Raw genomic sequence first — 16,586 nt, 5'->3', positions numbered from 1 at the left:
CCGAATTCAGGACGCATCCCGCATGGCGCGTCCTGAATTCGGCGATTCTCCTGATTTCGTACGGGGGTGAGCACAATGGCTGAGCACGAGATCGACGAGGATGCGCCGATCTTCGCGATCGCCGTGGCCGCCGAGCTGTCCAACATGCACCCGCAGACGCTCCGGCAGTACGACCGCATCGGCCTGGTCGTCCCTGCCCGCACGCAGGGCGGCTCGCGCCGCTACTCCGTCCGGCACGTCGAGCAGCTGCGCGAGGTCGCGCGCCTGTCCGGCGAGGGCATGAGCCTGCCGGCCATCGCGCGGCTCCTCGCGCTCGAGGGGCAGGTGCACTCCCTGTCCCGGCGCGTGTCGGAGCTCGAACGACAGCTCATGAACGAACGCGAGTCGCGCCCCGGCGCGCGCGTGTTCGCCGCCGGTGCGACGGGCAGCGTCGTGCCGCTGCGTCACGGCGTACGCCTGCGGCGCGCGACCGATGTCGTGCTGTGGCGCCCGCGGCACCATCTCCCGCAACCCCCGCAGGACGACGAGGACTGACCGGGCCCGTCCCGGCGCGGAAGCGAAGCAATGTGGCGGGCGGTCAGTTGGCCAGCCCGCCGGCCGCGTAACCCTCGATGAATTTCCGCTGCATGAGCAGGAAGAGGATGACCACCGGCAGCGCCATGATGATGCCGGCCGCACTCACCAGTGACCAGTCGGTCGTGAAGCCCTGCTGGAAGGAATACAGCGAGAGGGCAACCGGCTGATAGGCGCGGTCCTGGATGAAGGTCACCGCGAGCATGAACTCGTTGTACGCCTGTAGGGCAGCGACCAGACCCGCGGTGAGCACGCCGGGCCACACCATCGGCAGCACCACCCGGAAGAACAGGCGGAACTCGCCGGCACCGTCCAAGCGTGCGGCCTCCTCGAACTCCCGGGGCACGCCGACCAGGAACGATCTGATCAGGAGAGTGGCGAAGGGGCTGTAGACCGCCCAGTAGATGATGACCAGACCGATGCGCTCGTTGTAGAGCTGGAGCTGGGACCACCATGAGACCAGGGGGACGAGGAACAGCTGGATCGGCAGCGATGACGACACCAGGAGCCAGACGATCCAGCCGCCCTTGCCGGGAAGGTCCAGACGCGTCATCGCGTACGCCGCCATCGACGCGATGATGGCCACGCCGACACCGGTCGCGATGGCGATCATGCCGCTGTTGAGCAGTGCTCCGCCCATCCGGGCCTGCTCCCAGGCGGTCGCGAAGTTGTCCCAGTTCCAGGCCTGCGGAAGCCCGAGCGGGTTCGATCCGATCTCCCGCGCGGACTTCAGCGAATTGAACGCGAAGACGAGCAGGGGTGCGAGCGCATACACGGTCAGGATCGCGAGGATGATCCAGGTGATGACCTGCGGGCGGCGCCGGGAACGGCGGGCGACGGGCGGAGTGGCTGTGCTCATCACACGTCCCATTTCAGTTTGCGGCGCAGCAGGAGGTATCCGAGGACCGTGGCCGCGCTGATGGCGGTGAGCAGCATCGCGATCGAAGACGCGTAACCGTGACGTTGGTTCTGGAACGCCTCCCGGTACATCACGGTGCTGAGGACGTCTGTGGAGCCGGCGGGGCCGCCCTGGGTGAGCACGTAGATGTAGTCGAAGACAAGGAACGACCACACGACCGTCATGAGACCGAGGAAGACGAACGTCGGCCGGATGGAGGGGAGGGTGATGTTCCAGAACTCCCGCGCCGGACCGGCTCCGTCCAGGCGAGCGGCCTCATACAGCGCGGGGTCCACGGCCTGCATGGAGGCGAGGAAGATCACAAGCAGGAAGCCCCACCACTGCCACGTGTTGATGAAGGCAACCGAGCCCAGCGCGAGGGAGGGGTTGCCGAGGAAGTTGACATCGGCGAGGAACGGGATGCCCAGGCCGGCCAAGGCGGCGCCGATGCCGGCCTCAGGGTCGAGGATCTGGCGCCAGATCGCGGCGGAAAGGACCGTCGCCAGGACGTAGGGGATGAAGAACAGGACGCGGAAGAGGATCTGGCCGCGGCGGATGCGGGACAGAAGGAACGCCCCGACCAGGCCCATCGCCATCGGCACGATCAGGAAGAAGATCGTCCAGAGGATGTTGTGGACGAACGCGTTGAGGACGGCTCCTGACGAGAGCATCTCGGCGTAATTGGCCAGGCCGACGAACGCCGGAGTGCTCAGGCCGTCCCAGTCCGTGAAGGAGAAGACGATCGATGCGGCCCCTGGCCCGGTGATGACCAGGAGATTCACGATCAGCAGCGGCGCGACGAACACCCAGGCGACGGTGCGCGTGCTCGAGAGCGGTCGCCGCCGACGCGGACGGGGTGCGCGCGCACCCCGCCGCGTCTGCGGTGAGCTCGTGACAGAGGCCAAGGATCAGCCCCGGCTGGCGGGGGTGAACGGTGCGAGCGTCTCGCCGGCGGCGAACTCCTCGTCGAACAGTGCCTGCAGGCCCGCCAGGTATTCGGCGGAGGTCATGTCGCCGGTCACGACCTTGTCGAACTCGGTGATGAGGTACGTGTTCGTCTGCGGCGGGAAGAAGGTCCACGAGGCGTATCCCACGTTCGGGGTCTCCGGAATGGCGCTGTACAGGCGAACGGTGCGCTCGTCCACGTCGCTCGGGAACTGGTCCGCCCCGATGGCCAGGGGCGGCGGGTTCTCCCCCGTCCGGGCGGTGTACGACAGGGTCCGGTCGACGTCGCCGATGAGGTAGTCGATGAAGGCGGCCGCCGCGTCCGGGTCTTCCGCGTCGGCGTTGACCGAAAGCGCGGTGCCGATGGCCAGCGGGAAGACGCCGGGCTCGACGGCGTCGCTGAGCGAGGGAAGCGGGGCCCACTCCCACGCGTCCGGATCCTCGAACACCTGCGACATGGAGTTGAACGACCACGTGCCGCTGAGGTACATCGCGGTCGTGCCGTTGGCGAGCCCGGTGACGTTGGCCGTGTCATCGGTGGTGAAGTAGGACTCCCGTCCGCCGGCGAGCCAACCGGCGTCCAGCCACGACTGGATGAGGTCGATCGCGGCCACGAACTCGGCGTCGGTGAAGGATGCTTCGCCGGTGAGCACGTCGTAGAGCTTGTCCGGACCCACCGCGGCGTTGAGCACGGCCGTGAGGAGCCACTCGCTCATGCCCTGGTATCCCGCGTTGCCGCCGCCCAGTGGCAGGAGTCCGGCGTCCGCGGCCTCCTGAGCGACCGTCTCGAACTCGGCGAGCGTCGTGGGCGCTGTCCACCCGTTCTCGGCGAAGACCTCGGCGTTGTAGTAGAGGACCATCGAGCCGTAGCCGGTGGGCACGGAGGAGATCTTCCCGTCGACCTTGCTCAGTTCGTACGCCCACGGCAGGAGCTTGTCCTCCCAGCCGAACTCGGCCGCGTACTCGTCCAACGGCAGGGTGCGGTCGGCGCGGGCGAAGTCGGATGCTGACGACGGGCCGTCGGTGTAGATCACGTCAGGGGCCTGGCCGGCGGAGACGGCGGTATCGGTGAGCTGACCGATCGTGGTCAGCTCCTTGACCTCCATCGAGACGGCGACATCGCTGTCCTCGTTGAAGCCGTCCACGAAGATCTCCTGGAAGGCCTCTTCGGTGGTGGGCGCGTAGAACGCACCCCAATAGCTGACGCCCTCGGACGTGCTGCTGCCGGTGCAGCCGGCCAGGGCTACCGCGGCGGCGGCGATGAGACCGGTCGCCGCGAGCCCGCGCTTGATTGTGCTCATGTTGCTCTTTCTGATGGTGGTTGAAGGGGATGCTGGGGAACTCAGCTGGATTCGCGGATGATCAGCCGGTGTGACAGGGCCACGGTTCGCGTCACGTTCTCCACTGCCCCGTCCAGGCGCTCCAGCAGCAGGCGCGCGCACGCGCGACCGATTTCACGCGCGGGGTTCTCCACGGTCGTCAGCGACGGAGTGATGAGCGACGCGGCTTCGATGTCGTCGTATCCCGTGACGGCCAGATCGTCGGGCACGCGCAACCCCTGCTCCCGGGCCACGTCGATGGCGCCGATGGCCATCAGGTCGTTGGCCGCGACGATCGCATCCGGTGCGGGGTCGCGGGCCAGCAGCTCGCGAGTGCCCTGCCGTCCGCCCTCGCGGGTGAAGTCGGTGAAGGCGACGGCGGCCGCAGCCGGATCGCCGCCCGCAGCCGCCAGTGCGCTGCGCACGCCCTCCAGTCGCTGCCGGGTGGGCGTGGCGCTCTCGTCGCCGCCGAGGAACGCGATGCGGCGGTAGCCGCGCGACAGGAGATGGGCGGTCACCTCCCGTGCGCCTTCGACGTCATCGGTGTGGACGAGGTCGCCCCCGGGAACCGGCGCTGCGCCCAGCGTGACGAACGGCACTCCCGCGTCGCGCAACTCCGCCAGCGTCTCGGTGGAGAAACCGAAGGGTGCCGCCACGATGCCGTCCACGCGCCTGGAGACCAGTCGGCGGATGGCGCTGTCCGAACGACGGGGTCCGGAGGAGTCGGTGATGGTCAGAAGCAGGTCGCGGGGCACGAGGATGTCCTGCATCCCGGCAGCGACGAGGGGATAGAACGGGTTCTCCAGCGTCGGGACGACCAGGGCGATGGTGCCGCTGCGTCCGCCGCGCAATTGCGCGGCGCCGGGGTGCGGGCGGTAGTCGAGACGGGCGATCGCATCCTCCACGCGAGCGCGCGTGGTCGCGGCGACGGGGCGCTTCCCTGTGACGACCTGGGACACTGTGGATGCGCTCACCCCGGCGGCCTCGGCGACGTCGCGAATGCCGACCATCGTGCTCCTCACATCGCAAAAGGTTTTGCACCAGCATGCGAGAATCGGACCGCAGACGCAAACGTGACCGTGTAAATTCCTGGTTACGTCGCAGGCAGAAGACGACATAAGACGCAAAACGTTCTGAGAATGTGAGTCACATGGACACGGACCGCGCCCGGGGCGCCCTCCTGGGGTTGGCCATCGGGGATGCCATGGGCGCCCCGACCGAGGGGATGACCCTGCCGGCGATCCGGGAGCGGTGGGGTCGGGTGACCGACTTCGTCGAGGAGGATGCCGCGGGCACCGACGACACCGAGTACGCGGTGCTGTGCGCTCGCGGGGTGCTCGCTGCCGGCGACGCCCTCACCTCGGACGTCGTCGCCCGGACATGGCAGGAGGCGCTGCGGCGCCAGCGCGGTGGGTTCCACGGAGCGGGGTTCAGCGAGATGATCGCGATCGCGAATCTGCAGGCCGGCCTTCGGCCACCGGCCAGCGGTCGTCGCAACGCCGAGATGTGGAGCGACGGCGCCGCGATGCGCGTCGCCCCGATCGGCGTCTACGCCGCCGGGGATGTGAACCTCGCCCGTCGTATGGCGGTGGCCGATGCCCGGGTGAGCCATTCGCGCGACGGCGTCTTCTGCGCCGAGGCTGTGGCGGCCGGCGTCGCCGTCGCGATGGTGTCGGAGACGTTCGAGCCGGTCCTGGATGCGATGCTCTCCGCCCTGCCTGCCGACTCGTGGTCGCTGCGTCTGGTCCGCCGCGCGCTGGACCTGGTCGAGGGCTGCGCGTCGCCGGCAGAAGCGGAGGAGACGCTGTTCGAGGCCATCCCGCTGCGCCACTACATGTGGGCCGATGTCGCTCCCGAGGCCCTCGCGCTGTGCGTGGGGCTGCTCCGCGCCGTCGATGGCCGCCTGGACGTCATCGAGTCGGGCGTGAACATCGGCCGCGACTCCGACACGATCGCCGCCATGGGCGGAGCCGTCGCAGGCGCCTTGCACGGTGCCGCGGCACTTCCGCCGGATCGGGTGGCACGGGTACGTGCGGTCACCGGCCGCTGCATCGAGGCGACTGCCGGCACCGATCTCATCGATCTCGCCGATGCACTCGTCGCCCGGGCCGAAGCCGACCGGGAGCGACGCGCATGACGACTTCGAACCGCCGCCACCGCGCGACCGCTCTCGTGCGCGGGCTCGCACTGGGTGACGCGCTGGGGGCGCCGGCCAGCGAGCACCGGACGGTACGAGACCCGTGGGTGCGGGGGATGCTCCGCGAGGGGGCGGCCCAATTGGACAGCAGCCGCGTCATCCGTCCGGTCCTTCCGTTCGTCCTCTCCGCGGTCGGCGCAGCGCCGCTGGTCGCCACCGACGACGCCGAAGGCTTCGCCATCGCCGCGCGCACGCTCCTGGACACGCACGAGTGGACGGCCGATTCGCTCTTCGAGACCTGGATCGGGCTCGTCTCGGGGGAGGACGCCTGGGCTGGACCGGCGCAGCGCTCCGCGCTGCTGAACGCGGCAGCTGGCCTCCGGCCGCCGCAGACCGGTGCGGACAACCCGGCGTTCTACGACGACACCGCCCTGCCCGGATCCCTGGCGGTCGGTATCGCCGTGGCTGAGCCTCGGGTGGCGGCAGAGGTCGCGCGCGATCTCGCCACGCTGACGCATGACGACGTCGGCGTGCACGCGGCAGCCGTCGTCGCCCGGCTGGTCTCCTCGCTCCTCGGGGAAACGGCGCTCGCCACGGCGCTCGAAGACGCCACCGACCTCGCCGCCGCTGACGACTGGCTCGTCGACGGCATCCGCGAAGCGTTCGCCCTTGTGGATGCGGCGCCCTCGCCGTTCGCTGCAGTGCCGGCGCTCGTGGCCCGGTTCGCCCCGCGCACCTACAGCCACGGCGGCACTGTCACCGAGACGCTGCCGCTGGCGCTGGCCATCCTGCGCGGCACCGACGGTGATCACGAGCGGGCGCTCCCCCTCGCGCTATCGATCACGCGTCACCAGGACAGCCTTCCTGCCCTCGTCGGTGCGTTGTGCGGCGCAGCCGGCAGTCCGATCGCCGATCATGGCCTAAGTCGTCTGACCGGGGTGTTGAACCCGGTGACCGCCGGGTGGTCTTTGTCGGAACTAGTCGCGGACCTCTCTGCACTCGCAGAGCGCGGCGTGTGACCGCCACCCCAGCCCGGCGGCGGGCGGGGGCGAGGTGGACTGCCGGTGATCGCCGCGCGCGCCGTCACGCGGGACGCCGTCGCGGCCACGTCATCGCGCGGGGAGCTTGACGCCGCCCCGGGCTGGTGCGTACGGCGGCGTCGACTCGATGGCGGACGCGGTGCTGAAATCGATTGCACTCAGGTCTGGAGATTAGCGCGGGCTTGCACATCTCGCCTGAGGGCCGCGAGGACAGCGGTCGCCCCGCTCCCGGAAGCACACCCACGCGGCCCGAGAAGTGACGATGATCGTCGCCGTTGCAGATGAAATCGATTTCGTCTAGTGTGGCCCCGACGAGCTCATGACGTCGGCTCCGGGCCGCCGCCCGCTCGGCACCAAGACCGACCACGGAGGTCGGATACAGCGAAGGACTCATCGACGAGTCGGCTCCTGAGGAGGAAGTCATGAAGCGGACGACATCGCGCAGCCGTCGTGGCGCGGTCATTGCGATCAGTGCTCTCGGCATCGGCGCACTGCTGGCGGGGTGCGGAGCCAGCGGCGGCGGGAGCGGCGAGGACGGTGTCGCTACGGTTCAGTTCTGGCACCGCACGTTCACGCCTGCCGAGAACGAGTGGTACGCCGACATCGTCAAGCAGTTCAACGAGTCCCAGGACGAGGTCAAGGTCGTCGCCACGGAGGTGCCGGCCGACGCGTGGGACCAGAAGATGAAGTCGGCTCAGGCCGCAGGCAAGGCGCCCGACGTCTACACCCACCCGGGTGCGATCCAGGACGCCGTCAACGCCGGGCAGCTCCACGAGCTCAACGGGATCGTCTCCGACGAGGCGCTCGGGGAGATCATCGACGCCGCGAAGCCGGTGTCCGCCGTCGGAGACACCTTCTACGCCTACCCGCTCCTGCTCGAGCCGCAGACCGTGCTCTTCTGGAACAAGGACATGCTCTCCGCCGCGGGCCTCGACCCCGAGACGGGACCGGCCACCTGGAGCGAGCTGCTCGACATGTGCGCGGCCATCCAGCCCACTCTGGGCGAGGGTCAGTACTGCATCTCCCCGGCCAGCGATGCGCCGACCTTCGCGTGGTCGACCGTCGGCCAGCAGTACAACTTCGCCGGTCACACCGCGCTGTCATCGGACTGGAGCGAGCCTGACATCGACGATGACGGATACCGCGAGCTGATGAACAGCTACAAGTCGTTGTGGGACGAGGGCTACATGCCCAAGCAGGCGCTGGCCGCCTACGTCGAAGGCCAGGACTTCGGCGAGGAGAAGGTGGCCTTCAAGGTCTCCGGCTCGTGGATGATGTCGGAGATCGGCTCGGACTTCCCCGACCTGCTCGGTGCGACCGGCATCGGCGCGTTCCCGAACGCCGACTCCGCAGCCGGCGACACCGCCACGACGCTCGGCAACTTCAAGTGGGTGGTCGACGCCAAGACGAAGAACGCCGAAGCCGCCGGCGCCTTCCTCGAGTGGGCCATCGGTGGCGACGCCGAGAACCTCGTCCCGTTCTTCGTCAACACGCAGTTCACGAAGGTGCCCGTGCGCGACGCCGTGCAGGAGGCTGTGGCCGCCGACCCGGCGGCGGCGGATGCACCCTGGTCGGGCATCATCGTGAACGACATCGCACCCACGGCCATCCCCGAGCCCACCTACCCGTGGGATGTCTCGCTGGCCGTCGGCACCGCGATGGAGTCGGCCATGAAGGGCGCTGCCTCGGTGGATGACGCGATCAAGACCGCGAGCGACGCGATCACTACGGTGATCCAGCGCGACGACCTGCCCAGCAAGGCGCCGAAGGACTGACCTCACCCGACCCGGGGGCCGATCGCTTCGGCCCCCGGGTCGCCGGTGTGAGCACGAGGAGGTGCGACGTGACCGCGACGCAGACGATGATGACCGAGACCGAGCCGATGATCCTGCCCGGTCGCCGACCCCGCGGCGGCGTCAGCCGCACGAGGTTCCGCGACGGCCGGAGCGCCTACCTGTTCATCCTGCCGGCGGTGGTGCTGCTGGGCATCTTCGTCGCGTGGCCGGCGGTCTATGCGACCTTCCTGTCGTTCCAGGACTGGAGCTTCTACAAAGACCCGGAGTTCGTCGGCTGGCGGAACTTCACCAACGTGCTGAGCGACCCGCTGTTCTGGGCCGCGATCGGCCGCGGGTTCGCGTTCGTGGCCATGACCGTGCCGCCGATGCTCATCCTGGCATTCTTCTTCGCCAGCCTCGTCGTGAGCGTCTCGCGCCGCTTCGCCGGACTGCTCAAGGTGAGCATCTACATCCCGACGATCATCTCGGCCGTCATCACCTCGATCATCTTCGCGCTGATCTACAACTACTCCGGGGGCTTGCTCAACGCCACGCTGTCGCTGTTCGGCATCGACCCGATCGCGTGGATCGGCGACCCGGCGTGGGCGCTGCTGGCCATCGCGATCCCGGCGATCTGGCTGGGGATGGGCCTGACCTCGCTCATCATGGTCGCGGCGATGGTGGACGTGCCGACGGAGTACTACGAGGCGGCGGCGATGGAGGGCGCCGACTGGTGGCAGAAGACGCGGTACATCACGATCCCCCAGATGAAGAACGTGCTGCTGTATCTCCTCATCACCGGATTCGTCGCGGCCATCCAGCAGTTCGAACTGCCCCTCGTGATGACCGGCGGCGGGCCGTTGGACTCCACCACGCTGCCGAACCTGTTCATCTTCAACCACTTCCGCAACGACATCAACGTCGGCTACTCCATCGCGGCGGCGCTACTGCTGTTCGTGGTGCTGGGGTCGGTCTCGGCGCTGGTCTTCCGATTCGTCAACTCCGAGAGGCTGGTCGACTGATGGCCGTCGCATCCCCCGCCGTCCTCCCGACGCGTCGCGTCACGCGCGACGCGCGGTGGTGGCTGTTCGCGGTCGGCAAGGCGATCATCGGAGTGGTCTTCGTCCTGGCCGCGCTGTTCCCGCTCGCGTGGATGGTGATCGCCGGCTTCAAGTCGCGCACCGAGGTCGTGCAGACGCCGTTCCAGTTCTTCCCCGAGGTGTGGCTGTGGGAGAACTACGCGCAGATCCTGGCCGATCCGACCTTCACCCGGACGATGCTGTGGACCTTCCTGGGAGCGGTGCTGTTCACCGTGCTCGCCCTGTCGGTCAATTCGCTCGCGGCGTACGCCTTCGCGCGCCTGGATTTCCGTTTCAAGCGCACGCTGTGGGTCATCGTCATCACGACGATGTTCATCCCCGGCATGACCATCCTGCTGACGAGCTTCATCGTCGTGACGAACCTGCAGATGCTCGACACGCTCGCCGTCCTGGTCATCCCGGGCGCGGCCAGCGCGGGGACCATCTTCTTCATCCGGCAGTTCTACCTCAGCATCCCCTCGAGCCTCGAGGAGGCGGCGATGCTCGATGGCTGCGGACGCTTCCGCATCTTCGTCAACGTCTTCCTGCCCCTGTCGAAGCCGCCGTTCGTGGTGATGGGGATCACGGCGTTCCTCGCCTACTGGAACTCCTACGTGTGGCCGATCCTCACGATCACCTCGCCCGACCAGTTCGTCGTGCAGCAGTACCTCGCCACGTTCCGCTCGGAGCGGGCGACCGAGCTGGGGCTGCTCATGGCCGGGTCCACCCTCGCGGCGGCACCGGTCATCATCATCTTCCTGATCTTCCAGCGCCAGATCATCGGCAACATCAAGATGGCCGGCCTCAAATAGCCGCGACGCCGAAAGCGACGCAGGCGAGACGACCCGAGGAGGACCGTGCTGCTCCTCGTCACCGGCGCCAGCGCGGCCGGGAAGTCCACCACGCTTGCTGCACTGGCCGATGCGGCCCGGGGCCTGCCGCTGGAGTGCGCGGAGTTCGACAGCGTGGGGGTGCCGCCCGACGCCGACACCGCGTGGCGGCACGCCGCAGTCGAGCAGTGGGTGCAGAGGGCGGTATCGCTTCAGACGAGCGGCGTGCACCTCGTGCTGTTCGGTCAGGTGCCGATGGGAGAGCTCTTGGCCGCACCCTCGGCGGATCGTCTCGACGCGATCGAGGTGTGTCTGCTGCACTGCTCGGCGGCCGTTCGCGCCGAGCGCCTTCGACGGCGCGGATATGCGGAAGCGGACATCGTGCACCACATCCGGTTCGGCGAGTGGTTCCTGCGGCACACCCTCGATCCCGCTGACGGCGCCGAGGTGATCCGCCTCGACAACGCCACCGGGATGCGGTGGGGCCGGTGGGCGGACTGGTCGAAGGGCGATCCTCGCTGGGCGGCCGAGGTCATCGGCACCGATGCCCTGCAGCCGCGGGAGGTCGCCACCCGGGTGGAGGCCTGGGTGCGCGAGGCGGTCACCCGTGCGCGCCCGTCGCCGCTTCGATGAGTTCGTGATGAGGCCGGGGCGGCCGGCCCGGGGCAGCGCGCCCGCGGACCGGCCGCCCGCATCACCGCCGGATCAGGGCGATGTCGTCGGCCTGCAGCCAGATGTCCCCGCTGTTCGTCCAGACCCCGGCGAAGACCTGCACGTCCTCATGGGCGCCGCTGTTGAAGTCCACGGTGAACTTCGTCCAGGGACCGACCGAAATGAAGTGGGCCTCGCCGATCACCTGGCCGTCCAGCGAGCGTGCGCCGAAAAACCCGGCATCGCTGTTGATCGAGGTGCGCACGAACCCACTGAGCCGGTAGTCGGTTCCCGGTTGCACGTCGACGTTCTGCCAGATGTTCCGCCAACCGGAGTCGAAGCGCACGAACGCGTTGCGATCACCGGAGAACGACTCCGGAGGAGCCGTGTCGATCCCGCAGTTCGGGGTGCACCCCCACGTGCCGTTCGTGCCGTCGCCCATCGTCGTGCCGCGCTCGAAGCTCGGGTCGGCCACGAGGTTGGGATTGACGATGACGCCGTCGCGGTCGATCTGCATGCGCATGAGGTAGGTGTTGTACGGACTCCACTGCGACATCGCGAAATACATGACGCCGTCGGCGCTCCACGGATGGAAGTACCCGCCGTACAGGCCCGGGTAGTCCGACGAACTGGCGACGACCTGCGGGTCGGTCCACGGGCCCTCCGGGTTCTTCGCCGTGCGCAGGACGATGTCCTCGCCCGACAGGGTCATCAGCAGGAACCGCTTGCTGAAGCTGTCGTAGTGCACGGAGAGCTCGCTGGCCGGTGCGGGGACCACGGGCGCCGCATCCGCCTCCGACTTCGACCAGCGCCGGCCGTCCCAGTAGCGGTAGGAGCCCTTGTCGAGCATCTTCCGGGGCGAGACCTTGGCCACGTGCACGGCGCCCTGGCGTCCGTTGGGGGTGCCGAAGACGTAGACGTCGCCGCCCTTCTTGACGTAAGCCTGCATCTGGAACGGATTCGTCCCGTCGGCGTCGTTCTCCCACTTCGTGGATGAGACCGTCCAGTTCTCCCCGTCGTCGTCGGAATAGGCGATCCCGGCGTAGTTGGTGTCCCAGTAGCCCGGCTCGCCCCACTGGCGCACCGACATGAACCCCATGTACTGACGATCGCCCACCGAGATCCCCGCCGTGGGAATCGTGGTCATCTCGTCGCCGCTGACCTTCTTGGACGGGATCAGCTCCTTGGCGATGCCCTGGGGCGACTGCGGGGCGCTCTCGAAGAGCATGCCGTCGGAGAGGTCGCGGTCACTGGAGCGCACCAGCACGTTGCTGCGCCAGTTGCCGTTGGGTCCCGACCCTCCGCCCGGCCCCACCCAGCCGTTGCCGAAGGTGTCGCCGAACGCCGTGAGGATGCGTCCGTCACCGTCGTCCCACATCACGCCCAGGTCGGTCGCCTTGATGTCCCACCGCCCCCACGTGTTGTTCGGGGCGTCGGGGCCGGTCAGCTTCTCCACCACCGTCACCGGGGTCTTCGCATCCGTGGCCAGCGCCGGACTGATGCCGCCGACGGCGAGCACCCCCGCCATGGCCAGGCCCGCGATGGCCGTTCCTGCCACCGCTGTTCTTCGAGGCCTCATCGCACTCTCCTTCTCTCCTCGCCTGGTCCGCTCCGTCAGCGGACGCGTCTGCGTCGTCGATGCCCGGATGCTGCCGCCTTCACCCGTCCAGATCCAGGTCGAGGGGTCGCAGGCCGAACCAATACGACGACATGCCCGCCGGGGCGCAGGGGCACACGTTGGACTGCACCCACACGCGGCGGTTGTCCTCGGACAGGAACTTCGAGGGGATCGATGTGCCGTAGCCGCCGAAGCGGTCCTGAGTCCACGGGTACGGCCCGAAGTCCTCGGAGAGGAACAGCTTCCACGGCCCCCACGGTGCGGGAGCTTCGTAGAACTCGAAGGTGAGCTCGGTCCACGAGGTGTAGACGTATCGCTCGAGCGCCGGCAGGAACGTCACCCCGCCCTGCGAGAGGACGCTGAGGTTCCGAGCCCCGACGGTCTGTCCCGGCTGCACCGCCGCGTCCGTCGGGTATCTCCGCCGCTCGTCGATCAGCACCGGCCGCTTGCGCGCGATGTCCGGGCTCCACGTCGGCTCGGAGGCGCCGGGCTCGCCGGCGTAGAACTCCCACGTGGCCGCGTCCTGCACCGACGCCAGCGGAACCCGCGCCAGGAAGAGCTCGGTGGGATCGGGCGCCGAGTCGTCGAAGGAGTCGCGCCAATTGCCGTCGAGGCCGTACGCGTACGCATACTCCGGGTCAGGTGCGTGCCGGCCCGCCTTCCCGTAGTCGGCGAACCAGATCGTCGTGAAGACGCCGTCACCGAACATCGGGGTGGCCGTATCCCACGTCCAGGTCTCGCCGTGGTCGTCACTGCGGGCGATCGTCGCTGCCGGGGCCTCGTTGAAGTCGAGCCGCAGATCCTGCACGGCGAGGTAGATCGCCTCGTCGGTGCACAGCATCCCGGTGGGCTTGCGGGTGAACTGCGCGCCCGACCACACCTGGCCGAGCGCGTCTCCGCCGGCGAGGAACTCGCCCTCCACTCCCGCCTCGTCCTCGGGTGAACCGGTGAGGCGATTGACCGCGATGTCGAAGAACTCGAAGCCGAACCCGCCGCCATCGCCGTTCGCGGCGTACAGCGCGTCGTCCTCCGCCCAGCAGCTGGGCCACAGGTCTCCGTCGGAGACGCCCACCACCGTCACGCCGTCCGCGACCTCGCCGCGCAGGGGGGCGTCGGGCGAGGGCCGCTCAGGCGTCGCCGAGCAGGCCGACAGTGCCAGGGCCACGACGAGGACTCCCGTCCCGGCGGCCCGCGGCGCCTTCACGGTCCTCAGTCCTGCGGCGCGCGGGGAGGGGTGGCGCCGATGTCGGGCACGGGGGCGGTCCCTAGGTGGACCTCCATGTCGTCGGCGGTCGGTGACTTCGGCCGGCGCGCGGTGGGCCGGTCGAGGTAGAACATCGCCGTCGATGCGATGTCGTCGCGCAGCGGCAGGTAGCGCCATCCGCTGCGCCACCCGAGCGCCTGGATGTCGACCTTCGGCACTCCGGAGGAGAAGAAGATCGGGTCCAGCAGGTGCCAGCGGTACATGCCGAAGCGCTGCTGGCTGACGTAGAGCCCGTCGGGGCGGATGACCTGCGGCATCCCCAGGTACGGGGTGGAGAACTCGGTGTATCCCTGACCGGGGATGTCGAAGTTCCACGCACCGCCGAAGTAGTCCTCGGTGCCGGTGCCGCAGATCGTCGGATAGTCGGTGTCGTCGTCGAGATAGAACTTGATCTCGCCTTCGCCCCACCAGCCGTTGGAGTTCACACCCCACGCGATATACGTGCCGACGTACTGCCCCTGCCCCTCGATGCCCTCCAGGATCGTGTGCGGGACGAGCTCGCCGAGCGGGTTGGAGCGCCGCCACTGCGCGTGGAAGTAGCCGTCTCCGGTGTAGTCCCCGCCGATTTCGTAGGTGATCTGGAAGTAGACGCGCACATCGACGACGGAGGTGTTCTCCAGCGTCAGGCGCGCCCCGTCTCGGAACGGCATGGGCCAGTACGAGTTGAACCCGCCGTGCGGATTCGCCGCGATCGGCTGCGAGTTCACCTGGGCGAACACGCCCCACCCGTTGCAGAAGAAGTCGCCGTACGGCACTTCGACGGCGGGCTCGTCGGCGCCGTCCCAGTACGCCCGCAGGACGAGGGTGCGCCAGTTGTCGGTGTGCGTGGTGATCCAGATGTGCGTGATCTTCCCGGCGCCCTCGATCGCGGCCAGATCGAACGTCTCACCGGCTTTGATGTCGACGCTCGGGGAGATCTTCCACCCGGGCCCGAGATCGCGCGCACTGGCGGCCCCCGTGCCTTCCGTGGCCCGGCCGCCTCCACCCACCGCGCCGTCGAAGTTCTCCGGGGAGATGGACCGGGTCTGCAGCGGCCACAGACCGGAGATGGACGAAAGATCAGGGGCGGGTACGCGCGGTGCATTCATCGGGCAGGACATCCTCGTCTCGGTACGCGGGGGCGTCGAAGAAGCGGCGAGCGCTTGGAATCGATTTCAACACGGTACTGTTGGCTCGCGGGGAAAGTCAACGCGGGCCGCGGCGCGGGATGGGGTGAGATGGCCACGATCTACGAGGTCGCGAAGCTCGCCGGCGTCTCACCGGCCACGGTGTCGCGCGTGTTCAACGGCATCGGGGTGTCGGACTCCAAGACCCTCGCCGTGCGCGAGGCCGCGCGCCAGCTGAACTTCACGCCCAACCGCACCGCGCGGACCCTCCGCCGCCAGGCCTCGGAAGTGATCGCGCTCGTCATCCCCGATATCGAGAACCCCTACTTCACCGAGATGGCGCGTGGAGTGGAGGACGTCGCCTCGCAGGCGGGGTACTCCGTCGTCCTGTGCAACACCGACTCCGAGATCGAGAAGGAAGCGACCTACCTCCAGATCGCGATCGCCGAGCACATGGCGGGCGTGATCCTGGCCGCGGCATCCGATCACTCCAACCTTGACGACCTCCTGGCCACCGGGCGGCCGGTCGTCGCGGTCGACCGCGGCACCGGCTACGACATCGACGGTGTCGTCATGGCCAATCGCACCGCCGGCCAGGCGGCGACCGAGAACCTCGTTCAGGCCGGGTACCGCCGGATCGCCTGCATCACCGGTCCGCAGCACATCGAGACGGCGTACGAGCGCGCGGAGGGGTGGCGTGGCGTCGTCGCGCGGCACTTCCCGGAGGCCTCTTCCGAGGAACTGCTGCGGTACTCCACGTTCCGCGTCGACGGCGGCCGTGAGGCGATGGAGGAGCTCCTCGCTCTCCCCGAGCCGCCCGACGCCGTCGTCGCGGCGAACAACCTCCTCGGCGTCGGCGCGATCCAGGTCCTCACCGAGCACGCGCTCACCCCACCCGAGATCGGCGTGGCCGTCGTGGGCTCGCTCCCGTTCACGACGCTGACGCCCAACGCCGTCACCGTGGTGCGGCTCCCCGCGCGCCACATGGGCGTCACGGCGGCCAAGATGCTGCTCGAGCGCATCAACGGCGATGATCAGCCCGCGCGCACGGTGGTGCTGCGCAACGAGGTGCGCCCGGCACGCGGCGCGAACACCGCCTGACGCGCGGTCACTCCGCCGCGCTCAGGGCCGTAGCCGCGTCGAAACTCCCGGCGTGTGCCCTCGGTTGATCGTGAAATCGATTTCGTCTAAAGTGAACGCGGTACGGCGGACGCGGCTCGTCCGCCGTCGATCCAGGAGGATCCGATGTCCGTCCGCTGCCCGCTCGGCGCCGATGACGCACCCCCCGTGCGCCGGCCGTCGAGCCGTCCGGGCGTGGCGCGCACGCCTGCGGATCCCGCGGCGGTGGCCG

At 68.8% G+C, this 16,586-nt stretch carries 15 protein-coding genes; 8 read left to right on the top strand and 7 right to left on the bottom strand.

The annotated features are described in order from the left end of the window. Positions 1 to 75 precede the first annotated feature (75 nt). Entirely contained in the window at positions 76 to 534 is a 459-nt protein-coding gene (locus E4K62_RS17960; protein WP_135070308.1) for a heat shock protein transcriptional repressor HspR, read from the top strand. Between the two features lie 43 nt (positions 535 to 577). Here the strand turns inward: E4K62_RS17960 and E4K62_RS17955 are convergent, their stop codons facing one another. The 4 genes from E4K62_RS17955 to E4K62_RS17940 all read right to left on the bottom strand — a co-directional run bounded on the left by E4K62_RS17955 (position 578) and on the right by E4K62_RS17940 (position 4,745). Further along, a complete protein-coding gene (locus tag E4K62_RS17955) occupies positions 578 to 1,432 on the bottom strand; it encodes a carbohydrate ABC transporter permease (protein ID WP_167747843.1) in 855 nt (284 codons plus the stop codon). Further along, positions 1,432 to 2,277, bottom strand: a complete 846-nt coding sequence (locus E4K62_RS17950; RefSeq protein WP_135070302.1) for a carbohydrate ABC transporter permease — start codon at positions 2,275 to 2,277, stop codon at positions 1,432 to 1,434. The genes E4K62_RS17955 and E4K62_RS17950 overlap by 1 nt, the downstream gene beginning before the upstream one ends. Positions 2,278 to 2,379: 102 nt before the next feature. Next, positions 2,380 to 3,717 carry an ABC transporter substrate-binding protein gene (locus E4K62_RS17945; RefSeq protein WP_135070299.1) on the bottom strand — a complete coding sequence of 446 codons (1,338 nt, stop codon included), beginning with the start codon at positions 3,715 to 3,717 and terminating at the stop codon, positions 2,380 to 2,382. 41 nt (positions 3,718 to 3,758) lie between these two features. Further along, positions 3,759 to 4,745, bottom strand: coding sequence for a LacI family DNA-binding transcriptional regulator (locus E4K62_RS17940; RefSeq protein WP_167747842.1), 987 nt, complete (start codon positions 4,743 to 4,745; stop codon positions 3,759 to 3,761). A gap of 140 nt (positions 4,746 to 4,885) precedes the next feature. On the opposite strand from E4K62_RS17940, the gene E4K62_RS17935 reads away from it, so the two are divergent. The 6 genes from E4K62_RS17935 to E4K62_RS17910 all read left to right on the top strand — a co-directional run bounded on the left by E4K62_RS17935 (position 4,886) and on the right by E4K62_RS17910 (position 11,229). Further along, a complete protein-coding gene (locus tag E4K62_RS17935; protein WP_135070293.1) occupies positions 4,886 to 5,872 on the top strand; it encodes an ADP-ribosylglycohydrolase family protein in 987 nt (328 codons plus the stop codon). Beyond that, positions 5,869 to 6,891 carry an ADP-ribosylglycohydrolase family protein gene (locus E4K62_RS17930; protein WP_135070291.1) on the top strand — a complete coding sequence of 341 codons (1,023 nt, stop codon included), beginning with the start codon at positions 5,869 to 5,871 and terminating at the stop codon, positions 6,889 to 6,891. The genes E4K62_RS17935 and E4K62_RS17930 overlap by 4 nt, the downstream gene beginning before the upstream one ends. 443 nt (positions 6,892 to 7,334) lie before the next feature. After that, the gene (locus tag E4K62_RS17925; RefSeq protein WP_135070288.1) at positions 7,335 to 8,687 is read left to right on the top strand and encodes an ABC transporter substrate-binding protein; all 1,353 of its coding nucleotides are present in this window, start codon (positions 7,335 to 7,337) and stop codon (positions 8,685 to 8,687) included. Between the two features lie 68 nt (positions 8,688 to 8,755). Further along, positions 8,756 to 9,709 carry a carbohydrate ABC transporter permease gene (locus E4K62_RS17920; RefSeq protein WP_240742752.1) on the top strand — a complete coding sequence of 318 codons (954 nt, stop codon included), beginning with the start codon at positions 8,756 to 8,758 and terminating at the stop codon, positions 9,707 to 9,709. After that, a complete protein-coding gene (locus E4K62_RS17915) occupies positions 9,709 to 10,578 on the top strand; it encodes a carbohydrate ABC transporter permease (protein WP_135070285.1) in 870 nt (289 codons plus the stop codon). The genes E4K62_RS17920 and E4K62_RS17915 overlap by 1 nt, the downstream gene beginning before the upstream one ends. A 45-nt stretch (positions 10,579 to 10,623) precedes the next feature. Then, positions 10,624 to 11,229 carry a hypothetical protein gene (locus E4K62_RS17910; RefSeq protein ID WP_135070280.1) on the top strand — a complete coding sequence of 202 codons (606 nt, stop codon included), beginning with the start codon at positions 10,624 to 10,626 and terminating at the stop codon, positions 11,227 to 11,229. A 61-nt stretch (positions 11,230 to 11,290) separates the two neighbouring features. Here E4K62_RS17910 and E4K62_RS17905 read toward each other — a convergent pair whose 3' ends face one another. The 3 genes from E4K62_RS17905 to E4K62_RS17895 all read right to left on the bottom strand — a co-directional run bounded on the left by E4K62_RS17905 (position 11,291) and on the right by E4K62_RS17895 (position 15,217). Next, positions 11,291 to 12,826 carry a DUF4185 domain-containing protein gene (locus E4K62_RS17905; RefSeq protein ID WP_135070277.1) on the bottom strand — a complete coding sequence of 512 codons (1,536 nt, stop codon included), beginning with the start codon at positions 12,824 to 12,826 and terminating at the stop codon, positions 11,291 to 11,293. Positions 12,827 to 12,905: 79 nt separating this feature from the next. After that, positions 12,906 to 14,069 carry a DUF4185 domain-containing protein gene (locus E4K62_RS17900; protein WP_167747841.1) on the bottom strand — a complete coding sequence of 388 codons (1,164 nt, stop codon included), beginning with the start codon at positions 14,067 to 14,069 and terminating at the stop codon, positions 12,906 to 12,908. 5 nt (positions 14,070 to 14,074) lie between these two features. Beyond that, positions 14,075 to 15,217: a glycoside hydrolase family 172 protein gene (locus E4K62_RS17895; RefSeq protein ID WP_135070274.1), complete on the bottom strand. Its 1,143-nt coding sequence runs from the start codon at positions 15,215 to 15,217 to the stop codon at positions 14,075 to 14,077. A 129-nt stretch (positions 15,218 to 15,346) separates the two neighbouring features. Between E4K62_RS17895 and E4K62_RS17890 the strand changes: the two genes are divergently transcribed. Continuing rightward, the gene (locus tag E4K62_RS17890) at positions 15,347 to 16,336 is read left to right on the top strand and encodes a LacI family DNA-binding transcriptional regulator (RefSeq protein ID WP_135070271.1); all 990 of its coding nucleotides are present in this window, start codon (positions 15,347 to 15,349) and stop codon (positions 16,334 to 16,336) included. Positions 16,337 to 16,586: the final 250 nt, after the last annotated feature.

Origin of the sequence: Microbacterium wangchenii (genome assembly GCF_004564355.1) — a bacterium.
GTDB classification, from domain to species: domain Bacteria; phylum Actinomycetota; class Actinomycetes; order Actinomycetales; family Microbacteriaceae; genus Microbacterium; species Microbacterium wangchenii.
The sequence above is the reverse complement of the archived record's forward strand: the minus strand, read 5'-3'. Positions and strand labels throughout refer to the sequence as shown.

What these genes read in the sequence shown, in the direction of transcription:
- E4K62_RS17945 (WP_135070299.1), bottom strand. Translation starts at nt 3,717, where the DNA reads ATGAGCACAATCAAGCGCGGGCTCGCGGCGACCGGTCTCATCGCCGCC.
- E4K62_RS17940 (WP_167747842.1), bottom strand. Translation starts at nt 4,745, where the DNA reads ATGGTCGGCATTCGCGACGTCGCCGAGGCCGCCGGGGTGAGCGCATCC.
- E4K62_RS17890 (WP_135070271.1), top strand. Translation starts at nt 15,347, where the DNA reads ATGGCCACGATCTACGAGGTCGCGAAGCTCGCCGGCGTCTCACCGGCC.
- E4K62_RS17915 (WP_135070285.1), top strand. Translation starts at nt 9,709, where the DNA reads ATGGCCGTCGCATCCCCCGCCGTCCTCCCGACGCGTCGCGTCACGCGC.
- E4K62_RS17895 (WP_135070274.1), bottom strand. Translation starts at nt 15,217, where the DNA reads ATGAATGCACCGCGCGTACCCGCCCCTGATCTTTCGTCCATCTCCGGT.
- E4K62_RS17930 (WP_135070291.1), top strand. Translation starts at nt 5,869, where the DNA reads ATGACGACTTCGAACCGCCGCCACCGCGCGACCGCTCTCGTGCGCGGG.
- E4K62_RS17960 (WP_135070308.1), top strand. Translation starts at nt 76, where the DNA reads ATGGCTGAGCACGAGATCGACGAGGATGCGCCGATCTTCGCGATCGCC.
- E4K62_RS17905 (WP_135070277.1), bottom strand. Translation starts at nt 12,826, where the DNA reads ATGAGGCCTCGAAGAACAGCGGTGGCAGGAACGGCCATCGCGGGCCTG.
- E4K62_RS17935 (WP_135070293.1), top strand. Translation starts at nt 4,886, where the DNA reads ATGGACACGGACCGCGCCCGGGGCGCCCTCCTGGGGTTGGCCATCGGG.
- E4K62_RS17955 (WP_167747843.1), bottom strand. Translation starts at nt 1,432, where the DNA reads ATGAGCACAGCCACTCCGCCCGTCGCCCGCCGTTCCCGGCGCCGCCCG.
- E4K62_RS17925 (WP_135070288.1), top strand. Translation starts at nt 7,335, where the DNA reads ATGAAGCGGACGACATCGCGCAGCCGTCGTGGCGCGGTCATTGCGATC.